Source organism: Denitrobacterium sp., from assembly GCF_056180635.1.
Genome location: NZ_JAZZJS010000001.1, coordinates 1 through 15,865, shown reverse-complemented (window position 1 = coordinate 15,865; position 15,865 = coordinate 1). Strand labels below are relative to the sequence as shown.

At 59.8% G+C, this 15,865-nt stretch carries 12 protein-coding genes; 10 read left to right on the top strand and 2 right to left on the bottom strand.

Going from position 1 to position 15,865, the window contains the following annotated elements:
• Positions 1-83: 83 nt before the first annotated feature.
• Positions 84-632, bottom strand: a complete 549-nt coding sequence (locus AC04P6_RS00060; protein WP_475564540.1) for a DUF308 domain-containing protein — start codon at positions 630-632, stop codon at positions 84-86.
• 129 nt (positions 633-761) lie between these two features.
• Positions 762-1,082 (bottom strand): CxxCxxCC domain-containing protein, encoded by a 321-nt coding sequence (locus AC04P6_RS00055; RefSeq protein WP_475564539.1) that lies wholly within the window; start codon positions 1,080-1,082, stop codon positions 762-764.
• A 203-nt stretch (positions 1,083-1,285) separates the two neighbouring features.
• On the opposite strand from AC04P6_RS00055, the gene AC04P6_RS00050 reads away from it, so the two are divergent.
• The 10 genes from AC04P6_RS00050 to AC04P6_RS00005 form a co-directional block, all read left to right on the top strand.
• Entirely contained in the window at positions 1,286-2,035 is a 750-nt protein-coding gene (locus AC04P6_RS00050; RefSeq protein WP_475564537.1) for a (Fe-S)-binding protein, read from the top strand.
• Positions 2,036-2,038: 3 nt separating this feature from the next.
• Complete coding sequence (locus AC04P6_RS00045) at positions 2,039-3,529, top strand: LutB/LldF family L-lactate oxidation iron-sulfur protein (RefSeq protein ID WP_475564536.1); 1,491 nt, start codon at positions 2,039-2,041, stop codon at positions 3,527-3,529.
• On the top strand, positions 3,526-4,245 hold the full coding sequence (locus AC04P6_RS00040; RefSeq protein WP_475564535.1) for a LutC/YkgG family protein: 720 nt from the start codon (positions 3,526-3,528) through the stop codon (positions 4,243-4,245). Before AC04P6_RS00045 ends, AC04P6_RS00040 begins: the two co-directional genes overlap by 4 nt.
• A gap of 190 nt (positions 4,246-4,435) precedes the next feature.
• Positions 4,436-5,470, top strand: coding sequence for a branched-chain amino acid aminotransferase (locus AC04P6_RS00035; protein WP_475564534.1), 1,035 nt, complete (start codon positions 4,436-4,438; stop codon positions 5,468-5,470).
• A 343-nt stretch (positions 5,471-5,813) separates the two neighbouring features.
• On the top strand, positions 5,814-8,300 hold the full coding sequence (locus AC04P6_RS00030; RefSeq protein ID WP_475564533.1) for a putative bifunctional diguanylate cyclase/phosphodiesterase: 2,487 nt from the start codon (positions 5,814-5,816) through the stop codon (positions 8,298-8,300).
• Between the two features lie 103 nt (positions 8,301-8,403).
• Positions 8,404-10,530: a HelD family protein gene (locus AC04P6_RS00025; RefSeq protein ID WP_475564532.1), complete on the top strand. Its 2,127-nt coding sequence runs from the start codon at positions 8,404-8,406 to the stop codon at positions 10,528-10,530.
• 486 nt (positions 10,531-11,016) lie between these two features.
• Positions 11,017-13,641 carry an InlB B-repeat-containing protein gene (locus tag AC04P6_RS00020; protein ID WP_475564531.1) on the top strand — a complete coding sequence of 875 codons (2,625 nt, stop codon included), beginning with the start codon at positions 11,017-11,019 and terminating at the stop codon, positions 13,639-13,641.
• Positions 13,642-13,776: 135 nt separating this feature from the next.
• Positions 13,777-14,841 (top strand): redox-regulated ATPase YchF, encoded by a 1,065-nt coding sequence (gene ychF / locus AC04P6_RS00015; RefSeq protein ID WP_475564530.1) that lies wholly within the window; start codon positions 13,777-13,779, stop codon positions 14,839-14,841.
• 201 nt (positions 14,842-15,042) lie between these two features.
• Complete coding sequence (gatC, locus tag AC04P6_RS00010; RefSeq protein ID WP_475564529.1) at positions 15,043-15,348, top strand: Asp-tRNA(Asn)/Glu-tRNA(Gln) amidotransferase subunit GatC; 306 nt, start codon at positions 15,043-15,045, stop codon at positions 15,346-15,348.
• Positions 15,348-15,865: amidase family protein (locus AC04P6_RS00005; protein WP_475564527.1), on the top strand; the 518-nt coding region annotated here is incomplete at its 3' end. The genes gatC and AC04P6_RS00005, both read left to right, overlap by 1 nt.

Sequence of the window (15,865 nt, the reverse complement as noted above, 5' to 3'; positions counted from 1 at the left end):
AAAAAAGAAGCCGAAGCGCGAAGCTTCGGCTACAGCGGGTGCGTAATGCGTCTATGAAGATGCGTGTTGTTGGGTGTCTCGCGCTAGCGCACGTAGATGTCGATGGGGCGCCTGCGGCGGTCGATGATCATGAGATAGATGTCGAAGACGCTGCTCACGATAAGGCTGACGCCCATGAGCACCACGGCGAAATCGGCCACGGCGCCGGGGCGCATCATGATGAGCAGGCCCATCATGGCCACGAGCGCCGAAATAATGGCGGGACCAAGCGCGATGCTGCCGAACAAGCCGGCGGCCGCGAAGCTCTGAGCGCAGTTCGTGATGCCGTTCACTAGCAGCACGAGCCCAATGACGAGGGGCAGGAAATCCACGACGGCTTGCGGGGCCGACACGAACAACAAGCCCGCGAAGGCGCAGAGAACCGCTGCGACGATGCGGCCGGGGTTCTTGATGGAGCCGAAGGCGTATGAGAGCGCGTAGGCTGCCGCGGATGCGAGCGCGAGCACTCCCAAAACCCACACGATGAAATCGAGCGCATTCGCCTGGAGAATGATGAGCGCAACGCCCATAGCGATGCCTGCGATGGCCATGATTGCGCGGTCGCGTACCAGGTTTTGCAGAAAGCTGTCCATGTGCGCTCCTAACCCCCGAACTCCTTTGCGTAATTGTACCGCTACCAGCGTTGTTCTCGGCTTAGAAGGTGTCACGTTAGGCATTTGTTAGCAAGGGTGGCGACCGGTCCCTTGCCATCGCCTGGTGGTCTAGTTTTCGTCCAGGGTTTTGCCCCCATGCAGCAGCGGGCGGAAAAGGCGCACATAAGCGCAGCTGGGAGGCATATATGGGTCGAATAGCGCGCGTCGCAGCGTGATCTTGCGGCAGCGCGGCTGATGGGCGAACCGCTCGTCGTATACGCGGCAGAGTCCCGTCTCCTCGTCAAGGAACGCGCAGGGTTCGGAAAAGCTCACGGCCAGGGTGCCGTCTACGAGCTCTCGCTCATGGCAGCAAAGCGCGCAGCAGTCGCAGATGTCTTCCCATCGGTCGCGGTACTTCAGATATGCGGATGCGACGGCGATAAGCCCCATAGCAGACTCCTAAAAAACGAACGTGTGATACCGCTATACGGTGGCAAAAAAGCCGCCAACGGTAAATACAGATAATAGCCTACCTCATAAATAGAATTCTCTATGTGCATTCGCTCCGTTACGCGTCATTTCCTGTTATAACGGGCGCAATCCCTAAAACGGGATGGACGAGTTTGAGAGACGACGTGAGGAGCGCCATCCGAATGAAAGTTGCATTTTTCCCTGGCTGCCTGGTAGACATGTTCTACCCGGAAGTGGGCATTGCCGCTGTCAATGTGCTCGAGCGGCTCGGCTGCGAGGTCGAAATGCCCGAAGAGCAGATTTGCTGCGGGCAGATGCTCACGAATTCGGGCTACAAGAAGGAACTTGTGCCCGTTGCTCAGCGCATCATCGATTCCTACTACAACATGGATTACGATGCCATCGTGTCTCTCACCGGCTCCTGCATGAGCGCCATCATCGACGACTACCCGGCCATCATCGAAGACCCCGAGTACAAGTCGAAGCTCGACGCTATTTCCGTGCGTTCCCGTTTCTTCGAATTCACCGAGTTTCTTGTCGACAAGCTGGGCGTAACCGACCTGGGCGCTAGCTTCCCCCACACCGTCACGTATCACAAGAGTTGCCACGTCACGCGCTTCCTGCGCGTTGAAGAGCAGCCCCTCGAGCTGCTGCGCAACGTCAAGGGCCTGCAGTACATCGAGATGGAACATGCCGACCGCTGCTGCGGTTTCGGTGGCACCTTCAGCGTGAAGCAGCCCGAAATCTCGAGCGCCATCGTAGCCGAGAAGTGCCAGACCATCATCGACACGGGCGCCGAGGTTCTCTGCGGCGGCGACGTGCCCTGCCTGATGAACATCAAGGGCGCGCTGGCGCGTATGCGCACCGAAGGCAAGCTCGACCGCGATATCCGCGTTCTGCATATCGCCCAGATTCTGGATGCGAGGGAGTAACCGATGGCAATCCTCTACGATACCGATGTAAAGCTGCGCGATCGCGTGGCGACGTGCCTGGAAGACGATTTCAAGCACAACGCCATCGAAACCGCGCAGGAGACCTTCTTCAATAAGCGCGCTGAAGTCGTCGACGCCATGCCCGGCTTCGAGGACATGCGCGAAGTGGCGAAGCAGATGCGCCAGAACGTTACCGACAATCTCGACTACTATGTGCGCCAGTTCGCCCAGAACGCCGAGGCCAACGGCGTGATCATGCACTATGCGCCTTCCGACCGCGACGCCCTGTGGGAAATCCTCGACATCTTCGAGGAACACGGCGCCGCCAGCTGCGTGAAGTCGAAGAGCATGATGACCGAGGAAATGGGCCTCAACGAGGTTCTGGAAGACGCGGGCATCAAGGTCGTTGAAACCGACTGCGCCGAGAACATCCTGCAAACCGCGCAGGATCGTCCCTCTCACATCGTCGTTCCCGCCCTGCACCTCGATCGCGACGCCATCGCGAAGATCTACGAGCGCGAGCGCGGCTACGAGGGCGATTCCGTGCCCGAGAACATCACGCACTTCCTGCGCAAGATCCTGCGCGAGGAATTCATGGAAGCCGAAGTGGGTATCCGCGGCTGCAACTTTGCCGTTGCCGAAACGGGCTCCGTCACGCTGGTAACCAACGAGGGCAACGGCCGCATGGTCGACACCTGCCCGCCGGTTCAGATCGTCGTTATCGGCATCGACCGCCTGGTTCCCACGCTGGCCGACCTCGACGCCAGCATGGCCCTGCTGCCGCGTAGCGCCGTTGGCGCCCAGATGACGGCGTACTTCAGCCTCGATACCGGCGCTCGTGGCGCTGGTGAGCTCGATGGCCCTGCGGAAGTGCACTACGTCATCATGGACAACGGCCGTTCCGGTATGATTGGCGGCCAGTTCGACTCTATGCTCCGCTGCTGCCGCTGCGGCGCCTGCCTGAACATTTGCCCCGTGTATCGTCACATCACCGGCCACGGCTACGGTTCCATCTATCCCGGCCCCATGGGCATCGTGCTCACGGCCGCGCTGGAAGGCTACGAGAAGATCGACACGCTCGCATTCGCCTGCACGCTGTGCGGTGCCTGCTCCGACCGCTGCCCGGTGAAGATTCCGCTGCACGACCTCATCCGCGACCATCGCATGAACATGATCGAAGCCGGTCATGGCCATATGTGGGAAGTGCCTCTGTTCCGCGGCGCCTCCACGATGTGGCAGCATGTGCCGCTGTATCGCGGTATCATGAAGGTGGGTCGTCCTGTCATGAACCTCATGTCGGGCAAGGAAGGCCGCCTGGATGCCAGTACCCAGTGGGTGCCCATCCTTAAGGGCTGGACGTCGTTCCGCGATGTTGATGTTCTGAGCAAGTACCGTTTCCGCGATTGGTTTAAAGAGCACAAGGCTGCCAATGCGGCTGCCGAGGCCGAAGCCTCTGCCAATGATGTGAATGAAGGGGAGGGCGATGCCCGATGAGTCGCTGCACGCTCGATGATTTTCTAGCGCCTATTTCCGCGCGTCTGAACCACGAATCCGTGCCTCAGGCTCCTACCGCGGCTAAGCAGGTGAAGCGCCCCGTGCGCGTTACCGACGGGCTTTCCCACGATGCCCTGGTCGACATGTTTGTCGAGCAGGCCGAAGCCATCCGCGTGAGCGTCGTGCGCACCACCGCCGAGGGTGCTGCCGAGGCCGTTGGCAAGATCGTTTCCGAGGCTCGCGCCGCCGATGCCGCAGAAGGCGCCACCGTTCAGGTTGGCCCCGCTGTGTACTCCGCGCAGCCGAAGCTTGCCGAGCTGGGCATTCCCGCCGTTCTGGGCGGCGATGCCGTGCGTTGGGATGCCGAAGGCGATCGCGACGCCATGATTCAGGCGTGCAACAAGGCTCGCTTTGGCGTCACGTATGCCGATGCCGCCATCGCCGAAACGGGCACTATCGTGCAGCCCATGGTTGCCGATTGCGGTCGTTCCATCAGCCTCCTTCCGCTGGCGCACATCGTGCTCGTCGACGCTTCTACCATGAAGCCCACGATGCGCGACGTGCTCGACGAGCTCGACGAAGCTCGCAAGGCCGGCAATGCCCTGGCCAGCCAGGTCTGCTTCATCAGCGGTCCTTCCGTTACCAGCGACATCGAGCTGGTGCGCGTGGAGGGCGTGCATGGCCCCATGTACGTGTACTACGTCGTCATGGAGTAAGCGGCTCATTCGCCGTACGCATATCGATGCGCTTTTGGGCGCGCGGGTTCGTCTCGCGCGCCCTTTTCTTTTGCCCTATGACACCGCATGCCGGAACTGGGCTTTCATTTCTATGAATTGTCGTGCTTTAGCGCGATGGAGTAGTACAATCGGATGAAGTTTTCACCGCGAGCGCGTGGAAGGATGGCGCATGGAAAAGAAAGATCTGGATTGGGGTAGCTTGGGATTCAGCTATATGCCCACGTCATACAGCTATGTATGCAATTGGCGCGATGGGGAATGGGAAGAGGGCGGCCTTACGTCCGACCATTCCGTAACCATTAGCGAGTGCGCTGGCATCCTCCATTACTGCCAGGAATGCTTCGAGGGCCTGAAGGCCTATACCGCGGAATCGGGCGACGTCGTGTGCTTCCGCCCCGACCTGAACGCCGACCGCATGTACGACACGGCCGAGCGCCTGTGCATGCCTCCGTTCCCGAAGGATAAGTTCATCGAGGCCGTGAAAGAGGTCGTGAAAGCCAACATCGAATGGGTGCCTCCGTTCGGCAGTGGTGCCACGCTCTACATTCGCCCGGTCATGTTCGCTACGGGCGTCGTCATCGGCGTGAAGCCCGCAACGGAATACCAGTTCCGTATCTTGGTCACGCCCGTGGGCCCGTACTACAAGGGCGGCGCCGTGCCCATCTCTATCTGCGTGAGCCCGTTCGACCGCGCTGCACCGCGTGGCACTGGTAACATCAAGGCCGGCCTGAACTACGCCATGAGCCTTCAGGCCAACGTCGAGGCGCATGCTAATGGCTTCGCCGAGAACCTCTACCTCGATTCTCAGAGCCGCACGTACGTCGAAGAGGCTGGTGGCGCCAACATCATCTTCGTGAACAAGGAAGGCACGCTCGTTGTGCCCCAGAGCCATACCGACTCCATCCTGCCTTCCATCACGCGTCGCTCGCTCGTGGTTGTCGCGCGCGACATTCTGGGCATGAACGTCGAAGAGCGTCCCGTGAAGTTCTCCGAGGTGGAAGCCGGCGATTTCGTCGAGGCGGGCCTGTGCGGCACCGCTGCCGTTATCAGCCCGGTGGGCAAGATCACCAATGGCGATACCGTTATCGAGATCAGCGGCATGGAAGCGGCTGGTCCGGTTATGACCAAGCTGCGCGAGACGCTCACGGGCATTCAGAGCGGCGAGCTCGAAGGCCCCGAGGGCTGGGTCGTGAAAATCGCCTAGCGCCGTGCTTGTGGGTGGGTACCCCGTGTGCTCCGCCAAGCATGTTGTATATGTATGGGAAAGGAGCGCACGGGCACCCGGCGCTCCTTTTGCTTTAGTCGCGAGCAATGCCCGTTTCCGGGGGTGTAACTCATATTTCCGCCACGGATAGTGGTGCTTGCGGCAACTTAGCTATAATGGGTGCCACATCTGTTTGGGTGTCGGGTTCGATGCGGCCTTGTGTGTCGGTTTCGTCGCGTTGCAATGCGGGGTTGTTTGAAGGGGCCAGGTGATGGCCATGGAACGATACGAGTACAGCCATGAGCAAAGAAAGCTGCTGGAAGGCTTAGCCCACTCGTGCGCTGTGTACCAGTTTATCGATGATCAGCTTGTGACGCTCATCCTTTCCGATGGCTTTCTTCGCCAGTTTGGCTACTCCGACCGTGCGCGTGCATATGTCGACATGGATAACGACATGTATCGCGACACGCATCCCGACGACGTTTCCAGAATAGCCGAAGCCGCTTATCGCTTCGCCAATGATGGCGGCGAATTCGACGTCGTCTATCGTACGCGCGATGTTTCCGCGGGCGGCTATCGCATGGTGCACGCCAAGGGGCGTCACGTCGATGTCGACGGCACTCGTCTCGTGCACGTGTGGTACATGGACGAAGGCCCTTACGTCGACGACGGCTCTTCACGTCAGTCCGAACTCGAATGCGCCCTTATCGAGGCGCTGCACGAGGAAAGCCTCTTGCGCGCCCATCGTTACGACTACCTCACCGGCTTGCCCAGCATGAGCTATTTCTTCGAACTTGCCGAAGCCGGCAAGCGTTCCATCCGCGAGCAGGGATGCGTGCCGGCGCTTCTCTTCATCGACCTCGATGGCATGAAGATCTTCAACCTGCAGAACGGCTTTGCTGCGGGGAATAGGCTCATCCGGGAAGTCGCCAGCGCATTGAAGGATTCCTTCGGCACAGAAAGCTGCTGCCGCATTGGCGGCGACCATTTCGCTGCCTTCACGAAGGCAGATGGCCTCGAAGAACGCCTGAAAGGGCTTTTCGATGACTGCGCAAGCATCAACGGGGGCAATAGCCTTCCGTTGCGTGTGGGTATCTATCTGGGCGAACTGGGGTCGGTGCCCGTTAGTGAGGCATGCGACGGCGCGAAGTACGCGTGCGACGCCCTGAAGAATGCCTATGAGTCATGCTATGGGTATTTCGATAGCGCCCTGCGCGGCAAGGCGGAGCGCCGCATGCACGTGCTCGCCAATCTGGATAGGGCTATTGCCGAAGGCTGGATCGAGGTGCGCTATCAGCCCATAGTCCGCACGCTGAACGGTCGCGTGTGCAACGAGGAAGCGCTGTCCCGTTGGATCGACCCAACGTTCGGCGAGCTTTCGCCTATCGATTTCGTGCCCGCACTCGAAGAGGCGGGCGTTATCTACAAGCTCGATCTGCACGTGCTCGACCAGGTGCTCAAGAAGATGCAGCGTCAGCGCGAGCTGGGGCTCGAGGTCGTTCCCTCGTCGATCAACCTCTCGCGTTCCGACTTCACGGCGTGCGACATCGTCGACCGCATCGTGAAGCGGGTGGATGCATCGGGGTTCGAGCGCTCCATGATTGCCATCGAAGTAACGGAAAGCACCATCGGTAGCGATCCCGATTACATGAAAGAGCAGGTAAATCGCCTTCGCAAGCTCGGGTTCCCCGTTTGGATGGACGACTTTGGCAGCGGGTATTCCTCCGTCGGCCTTCTGCAGAACATGAAATTCGACCTCATCAAGTTCGACATGAGCTTCATGCGCCGCCTCGACGAAAGCGAAAGCGCGCGCATCGTGCTCACCGAGCTTATCAAGATGGCCACGTCGTTGGGAATCGATACGCTCTGCGAGGGCGTGGAAACCGAGTCGCAGAAACGCTTTCTGCACGAAGTGGGCTGCTCCAAGCTGCAGGGGTATTTGTTCTGCAAGCCCATTCCGTTCGACGATATCCTCAGACGCTACGAAAAGGGTGCGCAAATTGGCTTCGAGAACCCCGAGGAATCGGTGTACTACGATGCCATTGGCAGCGTGAACCTGTACGACTTGGCCGTCATGGCGAGCGAGGAAGACGAGCTGAGCAACTACGTCGACGCGCTGCCCATGGGCATCATCGAGTTCTCCGACGGCATGGTGTCGTACGTGCGCTCGAATCAGACGTACCGCGATTTCATGGACCGCTTCTTCGGCTTGGGCATCGAGGAAGATCCTACGGGCCATACGCGCAAATCGTTCGGCCAGCAATCGCCATTCATGAATATCGTGCGCCAGTGCTGCAAACGCGGCGGGCGCATGTTTTTTGATGAGACCATGGCCGATGGTTCCGTCGTCCATTCGTTCATTCGCTACATTGGCGCGAACCCCGTTTCTGGCAAGCAAGCCGTGGTAACGGTGGTGCTTTCCATCTCGCAACCCAGCGAGGGGGCCACGTACGCGAGCGTCGTGCGCGCGTTGGCGGCCGATTACCACAGCATCTATTACGTCGATTTGGATACCGAGCATTTCATCGAGTACAGCCTGCGCGTGGGTGGCGATGAGCTCGTGATGGAGCGCCATGGCGAAAACTTCTTCGAGGTCGCGCGAACCGCTGCGCTCAGCCGCGTGCACGAAGATGACCGCGAGCGCTTCCTTTCCCGGTTCTCGGCCGAGGCCATCGTGCGCGAGCTCGATACGCGTGGCGTCTTCACGGTGTCCTACCGCCTGGGGAACGGCAGTTCCGTGCCTCGCGTGAGCGCGAAGGTGATGCGTCTGCGCTCGGGTGGCAATCAAATCATCGTGGGCATTCGCAGCAACCCCCCAGAGGACGCCTAGGCATTTTTCGCTACTTCGACTTACTCGAACCTAGCGCGCGTTTGCAACGCACGTGTGCGTTCGCTACACTAAAATGCCCGAATTTCACGAAAGGATGGTTCTCGTGGACGACGCGGTATTCTCCGAAGAGCAAGAGCATCTAACCCACACCTATGAAAAGCTACGCGGCATTCGCGATGCGCAGCTGGAAAAGATTCGCGCAACGAGCGAGGAAGCAACGCGCGATTTGGGGAGCATGCGCGACGAGCGCTCCCTCGACTTCGCCGAGGTCGACCATACGGCCGAAACCATGATCGAACTCGAGGCCATGAATAGCATCATCGCCGGCTACCAGCGTACGGCGAATGCGGCTGAGGAAAACTTGCGCCGCGCCGAAATGCTCATGCGCCAGCCGTACTTCGCGCGTATCGACTTGCAGTTGAAGGAGGGTGCACCCGCCCGAAGCATCTACTTGGGCAGCGTGGGCATTGCCGATGAGACGCGTCGCCACTTCATCGTGGACTGGCGCAGTCCCGTGGCCGAGGTGTACTACAACCAGAGCAACGGCGCCACGTCGTATGAGGCCAATGGGCGCACCATTCACGCCAACCTTACGCTGCGCCGCCAGTTCGATATCACGCGCGACACGCTCAACGCGTACTTCGATACCACGGTCGCCATCGAGGACCCGCTTCTCCTGAAGGCGCTCGGTTCGCGTCACTCCGAAAAGCTGCACGCTATCACGGCCACCATCCAGCGCGAGCAGAACGAAGTCGTGCGTCACGATGACGTGCCCGCGTTGGTGGTGAACGGCATCGCCGGCAGTGGCAAGACATCGGTGCTGCTGCAGCGCATCGCCTACTTGCTGTATCGCAACCGCGAAAACCTGCAACCCGATCAGGTGTACCTCTTCACGCCCAATCCCGTTTTCGGGCGTTACATCGACGACGTGCTCCCCAGCATGGGGGAGAGGAACCCCCAGATTTTCACGTGGCGCTCCTTCGTGGAAAGCCAGGGCCTGGCCGACCGCGGCATGGGCGAGGCAACGGCGCCCAGCGTGCTGCAAGCCATCGCCGACGCGCTTCCCAGCATGACGCTCGATCAACACGACTTCCGCGAGATTGCCATCGACGGCACGGTGCTGCTGAAGGCATCTCAGGTGCAATCGGCTGCGCGCAAGTACGAGCACGTTCCCGTGGGTCCGCGCTTCAGTGGCCTTATGGTGGAGGAGCTTCACGAGCGCCTCGACCGCAGGCTCGATTCCATGGCTCACGACGAAGCCGTGCACGACGAAATGCTCTCGCTCGATGTCGACGATATGGTGCGCATCTTCGGCAGCGCCATCGCCCCTTCCACGCAAGAGGAGACCATCAACCTCGCGAAGGAATACGTGCAGGCGCGTTATGCGGTGGCACACGAGGCCGTCGAGAACCTGGAATGGCTTCGCTTCGACCGCATCGGCATGCGCGTAACGGGCCAGTCCACCGTGAGCGCTGTCGAGTGGCTCTATCTGAAGGCCCGATTCGCCGGAACCGGATGCCGCAGCGCGCGCTACGTCATGGTCGACGAAGTTCAGGATTATACGGAAGCCCAGCTCATGGTCTTGGCTCATTGGTTTGGGAATGCGCATTTTCTGCTGCTGGGCGACGAGCACCAGGCCATTCGCGAGCGCACTGCTACCTTCCCCGAGATTCGCGAGGTTTTCGCGCGGGCCAAAGGCGAGGTGAGCGAATGCCGCCTGCTCACCAGCTATCGATCAACCCCTGGAATCACCAGCATGTTCTGTGGGCTGGTGCATGGCAGCGATATCCAGGCGACGTCGGTGCAACGCGAGGGGCAGGCGCCCACCATCCAGGCGTGTTCGCGAGATTCCTCCGAGTATCTTGCTGCGCTGCGCGCTCAGATCGAGGTTGCACGAGAGCGTGGTGGCCTCACGGCCATTGTTGCGGAAAGCCACGATCGCGTACGTTGGCTCGCCCGTGAGCTGGGCGCACGTAAGCCCGACGAGGCAGGCGAGGGCGATATCGTGCTCATGCGCCCGAATGCCAGCCTGCCAGCTGCGGGCGTTGTGCTTATCGATTTGCCGCTGGCCAAGGGTCTGGAATTCGACGCCGTCATCGTGCCCGATGCCCAGGATTCGGTATATCCCGATACGCCGCTTGCGCGCCGCCGTTTGTACACGGCCATCTCGCGTGCAACTCATTTCGTATCCGTGCTTTCGCAGGGTCCCCTTACGCCGCTGCTGGCGTAAACTATCCCGCAATCTATACCGTGTTTTGCGTTTTCGCCCCGGATTTTCCGGGGCGAATCTTTTGAGTATCCCCAGGGGGGTGGGAGGGGTGCGTTCTTGCGGGTGGTTATCAAATCGTAATTTTCGTTGCTTTGCCTTTTTTAAATTGGTGGGTATGGGAACGAGCTATCAGCGCATTTTCGTGAAAACGTGGGGGAGAGGGGAGGTGCATTTCTTTTGGGTCGTCCACCCCGCTTGAACCAAACGTGCCTTCCCACCTGGTCTTTTGCCTGATTGAACCCTAGAAGCTCACCTTCGAATTTGATAGAATTGCGGTAGTAATTTCCGCATGTGCGGCTGTGTGGGGTGTATGCCGCAATGCGTTTGGGGGAATAGGGGGACGTAATGAACGCGTTCGCTCATGCTTCTTCGGAAAAACCGTCCGACGTGCGTAAAAGGCGCACTCGGCGTCGATTGCGCCATGTTTCCTGTGCGAGCTATATCCCCGTGCGACTTGCGGCTTCGCATGGTCGTGCTAGCTGCGAAACCGTGGGTAACTCCCTTTCTATCCAGCGCATTGTGCGTGCCATTCTGGGTGCGTTGCTGGCGATAATCATGGCCGTTGCCATGACTCCTATCGTTCCGGTGGAACGGGCATATGCTTATGTTGACGCAGGTCAGACGGTTACCGATAACGCTACGCAATTCAAGTTCTACACCATGACGTCGGGATCTTCCGCGTATGGCGACATCACGTATACGAGCGACCTTGCAGGCGAGCATGAAATTGCCGCTGCGGCAGCGGATGAGACGGTATATGTGCACGTAACGCCTAATACGGGCTACACGCTTCCTGATGCCTATGACTGCATCAGGGTTTCCTTTGCGGGCGCGGCGGAGGCCACGCTTAACCCCGTGGACGATTACGTGATCGCGAGGGATTCCAAGAATGTTTTTCACTTCACGATGCCCGACATCTACACAATGCTTGGTTCCAATGCAGCTAGCCAGGCGTCGGCGGGCACCATCTACGCAATCCTTACGCCGCTGTTTATTCAGCGTACCGGCACTTCGTACACCATCACATCGTATGCCGGCTCGGGTGGGTCGATTCAGTATCTTCCCACTTCAGGCTATGAGGATGACGAAATTACGTTCGTCCCCACGCCTCAGAATGGCTATACGGTCGATTCCGTTTCCGTTGAGGGCGAAACGGTGGGTTCCATCGCGTGTTCGGTAAATACGGCGGGTAGGTATGCATTTTCCATGCCAGCCGATAACGTTACGGTGCGCGCAACGTTCAAGTCGGCGTCTACCACTCCCGTCAATCCCCCCTCTTCGATTGACATCACCTACAACGGCGCAGCTCAGGTGGGCATGAGCGGCGGTACGGGCTATACGCTTTCCGCTACGGCAGGGGCCACGACCCAGGCTACAATCAGCGGTGGCGATGCCATTGGCACGAATGCTGGCACCTATCCGGTAACGGCCACGCTGAATGCTGGTTTCTCCTGGTCGGATGGTACGACGGCGGCCAAGGACCTTTCGTTCACCATTTCGCAGGCCGACATTTCCAGTTGCACGACCACGCTGTCTGCTAGCTACACGCCCGAAGAGGCGCAGGCCGCGGCGTCGCATGCTCCACAGCTTACCTATACCACGTCCACGGGAACGCCTCTTGCCGTTCCCACCAGCGATTTCACGGTAACGTACACTACTAGCAGTGGCACGGCGCAGTCGAGCGCGTTCCCCACAGAGCCCGGCTCGTACACGGCCGTTTTCGTTGCCGACAACGTTCAGGGCGCAACGGGCAACTTCAAGGGCATCAAGCAGGTGAACTTCACGGTCTCCGAAACGCCGCCGACCACGTATAACGTGCGTTTAGCTGCGGTTTCCTATGGAACCATCCAGGCGAGCCCTGTGGTTGCTGCGCAGGGCGCTACCATCACGGTTGATGCTCAGCCGTATGAAAACTACAAGGTTGCCAGCGTTACGTATACGGATAGCACGGGCACTCATCAGGTGACTGAAACGGCTGGGACCTGGTCGTTTAGCATGCCTGCCAGCGACGTTACGGTGGGCGCGACGTTCGAGCTCGATAGCACTCCGGTTGACGAGTCCAAGACGGCCCAAGTTCCCATTGCCGTGCGTGACCTTGTGTACAACGGCAAGGCTCAAATTGGCGTTTCCGCAGGTGAAGGCTATCATTTCTGGGCAATCTTCGAGAAATCGTATTACTCCTCGGAAGCAGGCGGCACCCAGCTTCAGGCGCCTCCGCCGGGATATACGGGAGACTACACGCCACCCGCGAACAAGAACGCCACGCTTGACTTCGATGAGGACGGCAATGCCACGGCCGTGAATGCAGGTTCCTACACGTTGGTTGCGGACCTCGATGAAGGCTACGTTTGGGCAGGTGAAACGGGGGCTGCGGCGACAGCTGCGAAGGAGCTTACCTTCACGGTATCGCCTAGGGACATCGCTCTGTGCACCATGGCCACCATCGCTCCCCAAACGTATGCCGGATCTGCAGTTACGCCGACCGTTTCCATTACCGATGGCGCGCTGGGTGCCCTGGGAGAAGGCGATTTCGAGCTTTCGTATGCTGGCAACAACACCGTTGGAACGGCTACGGTCACGGCTACGGGCGAAGGCAATTACACAGGTACGCTTAAGGGGCAATTCCAAATCGTTTCCGCAGGTGAATACGATTCGACTCCTGTTGCCATGCATCGTTTGTACAACCCGAATTCGGGCGAGCACTTCTACACAGCCGACCCGCATGAGGCCGCTGAAGTCGAGGCTGCGGGTTGGACGTACGAGGGTATTGGCTGGACGGCGCCCACTTCGAGCGCCACGCCCGTATATCGCCTGTACGACGCCGTGGCGGGCGAGCACTTTTACACCACGAGCGAGGCCGATCGCGCTGCGTATATCGCGGCTGGCTGCAACGACGAAGGCATTGGCTGGTATTCCGATGACGCCCAGGGTGTCGAGGTGTTATGCCAGGTCAACCCCAATGCGGAGGTTGGTGCGTTCAACTACACCATCAATCAGGCCGAAAACGATCACCTCATGCAGGTGGGCTGGAGCGCCGGAGCTTCCATCTGGTACGCGCTTGCGCCAAGCTGATAGACGGCGCGGACGGGCCGCGCGGCTTACCTTCATTTGAATCCATGTGATCGGCGCGCAGGAGACGCCTCGGAATCCTCGTGTACTCGTTTTGCGTGCTATTATGGGCGCATTGCGTTCAACAGAGGAGTACACATGTCGCTTTCCATCGGTATCGTGGGCCTGCCCAACGTTGGCAAATCCACGCTGTTTACCGCGCTTACCAATCAGAGCGGTCTTGCCGCGAATTATCCGTTTGCCACCATCGAACCCAATGTTGGCATCGTGCCTGTTCCCGACAGCCGTTTGAATCGCCTGGCCGAAATCGACCACCCTGCGCGCATCGTTCCCGCCACGGTGGAGTTCGTCGATATCGCCGGTCTGGTTGCGGGCGCAAGCCAGGGCGAGGGCTTGGGCAATCAGTTCCTGGCCAACATTCGCGAGACCGATGCCATCTGCGAAGTCGTGCGTTTCTTCTCCGATCCCGACGTCGTGCATGTGGCGGGCAAGGTCAACCCCGCCAGCGACGTGGAAACCATCAAGACCGAGCTCATCCTTGCCGACATGGGCACGCTGGAAAAGGCCATGAGCCGCTTGGAAAAGGAAGCCAAGCGCGACAAGAGCCTGGTCCTGCGCCTGGAAACCGCCAAGAAGGTCTACGAGGGCCTGAACGAGGGGCATCGCGCGCGTACGCTCGACCTTTCGCAGGAGGAAGTCGATAGCATCCGCGATCTGTGCCTGCTCACGATGAAGCCCATGCTCTACATCGCCAACGTCGACGAAGACGCACTCGATGCCGAGCTTCCCGAAATCGACGGTACCGTGCCCGTTCCCATTTCCGCTAAGGTTGAAGCCGACCTGGCAGAGCTCGACGAAGCGGAGGCCGCGGAATACCTCGAGGCCATGGGCCTGCAGGAAAGCGGCCTCGCTCGCCTGGTGCGCGAGGCATATGCCCTGCTGGGGCTGCAGAGCTTCTTTACCAGCGGCGAAACGGAAAGCCGCGCCTGGACGGTGCGCGTGGGCGCGAAGGCGCCCCAGGCCGCCGGCGTCATCCATTCCGACTTCGAACGCGGCTTCATCAAGGCCGAAACCGCCAGCTTCGAAGACTACAGCGAGCTGGGTGGCGAAGCGGGCTGCCGTGCTGCGGGTAAGCTGCGCCAGGAAGGCAAGGATTACGTCGTGCAAGACGGCGACATCATGCACTTCAAGTTCAACGTGTAGCATCGTTTCCGCATGCAAGCGCCAAGCCGCCTGAGAGCTTCTCTCGGGCGGCTTTTCGTTTTCAGGCCCATCCGTATAGCGGGTTGTGCTATTTCGGGCGTTTCATGACGTCATGTTGGGCGATTCGCTGTATTTGGCGCGCATTCCCATCTGCTTTGCTATAGTTTGCGACGTATGTAATTTTGCATTGAAGGGACATCTATGACCCAGCATGTAACGGAAAAGGACGTGCGTGCCATCGCGGAATACGCTCGCATCGGGCTCACCGATGAAGAGCTGCCGCAGATGACGAACGACCTGAATGCCATCATCGAAAGCCTGAAGCCCATCACCGAGTACGATCTCGAGGGCGTGGAACCCACGTTCCATCCCATCGGCGATTTGTCCAACGTGATGCGCGACGACGTGGAAGTTCCCGGCTTCACGCAGGAAGAGGCGCTTTCCAACGCGCCCCTGCAGCAAGACGGCAACTTCCGCATTCCTTCGATTCTGGGAGGCGATGCGTAATGGCATTCTCCACGATGACGGTTTCCGAAATCCAGGCTGGGCTGCGTGCTGGCGAATTCTCGGCGCGTCAGGTGGCCGAAAGCTCCCTCGCGCGCATCGAGCGCGTAGATGCCCAGGTAAACGCATTCCTCGAGGTTACCCCCGAAGCCGCCCTTGCTGCAGCCGATGCAGTTGACGCGGCCATCGCCGCCGGTCGCCTCGATGAGATGGGCCCGCTCGCCGGCGTACCCGTTGCCTTTAAAGACAACATGAATCAGCTGGGCACGCACACCACGTGCGCCAGCCGCATGCTCGAAAGCTACGTGTCGCCCTATACCGCCACGTGCGTGCAGCGCGTGCTCGATGCGGGCGGCCTTCCGCTGGGCAAGCTCAACATGGACGAATTCGCGTTCGGCAGTTCCACGGAAACCAGCGCCTTCGGCACCACGAAGAACCCGTGGGACCTCTCCCGCGTTCCTGGCGGCAGCTCTGGCGGCAGCGCAGCGGCCGTAGCTGCGGGCATGGCCACCGTCACGCT

What these genes read in the sequence shown, in the direction of transcription:
- AC04P6_RS00045 (WP_475564536.1), top strand. Translation starts at nt 2,039, where the DNA reads ATGGCAATCCTCTACGATACCGATGTAAAGCTGCGCGATCGCGTGGCG.
- AC04P6_RS00050 (WP_475564537.1), top strand. Translation starts at nt 1,286, where the DNA reads ATGAAAGTTGCATTTTTCCCTGGCTGCCTGGTAGACATGTTCTACCCG.
- AC04P6_RS00055 (WP_475564539.1), bottom strand. Translation starts at nt 1,082, where the DNA reads ATGGGGCTTATCGCCGTCGCATCCGCATATCTGAAGTACCGCGACCGA.
- AC04P6_RS00035 (WP_475564534.1), top strand. Translation starts at nt 4,436, where the DNA reads ATGGAAAAGAAAGATCTGGATTGGGGTAGCTTGGGATTCAGCTATATG.
- gatC (WP_475564529.1), top strand. Translation starts at nt 15,043, where the DNA reads ATGACCCAGCATGTAACGGAAAAGGACGTGCGTGCCATCGCGGAATAC.
- ychF (WP_475564530.1), top strand. Translation starts at nt 13,777, where the DNA reads ATGTCGCTTTCCATCGGTATCGTGGGCCTGCCCAACGTTGGCAAATCC.
- AC04P6_RS00040 (WP_475564535.1), top strand. Translation starts at nt 3,526, where the DNA reads ATGAGTCGCTGCACGCTCGATGATTTTCTAGCGCCTATTTCCGCGCGT.
- AC04P6_RS00060 (WP_475564540.1), bottom strand. Translation starts at nt 632, where the DNA reads ATGGACAGCTTTCTGCAAAACCTGGTACGCGACCGCGCAATCATGGCC.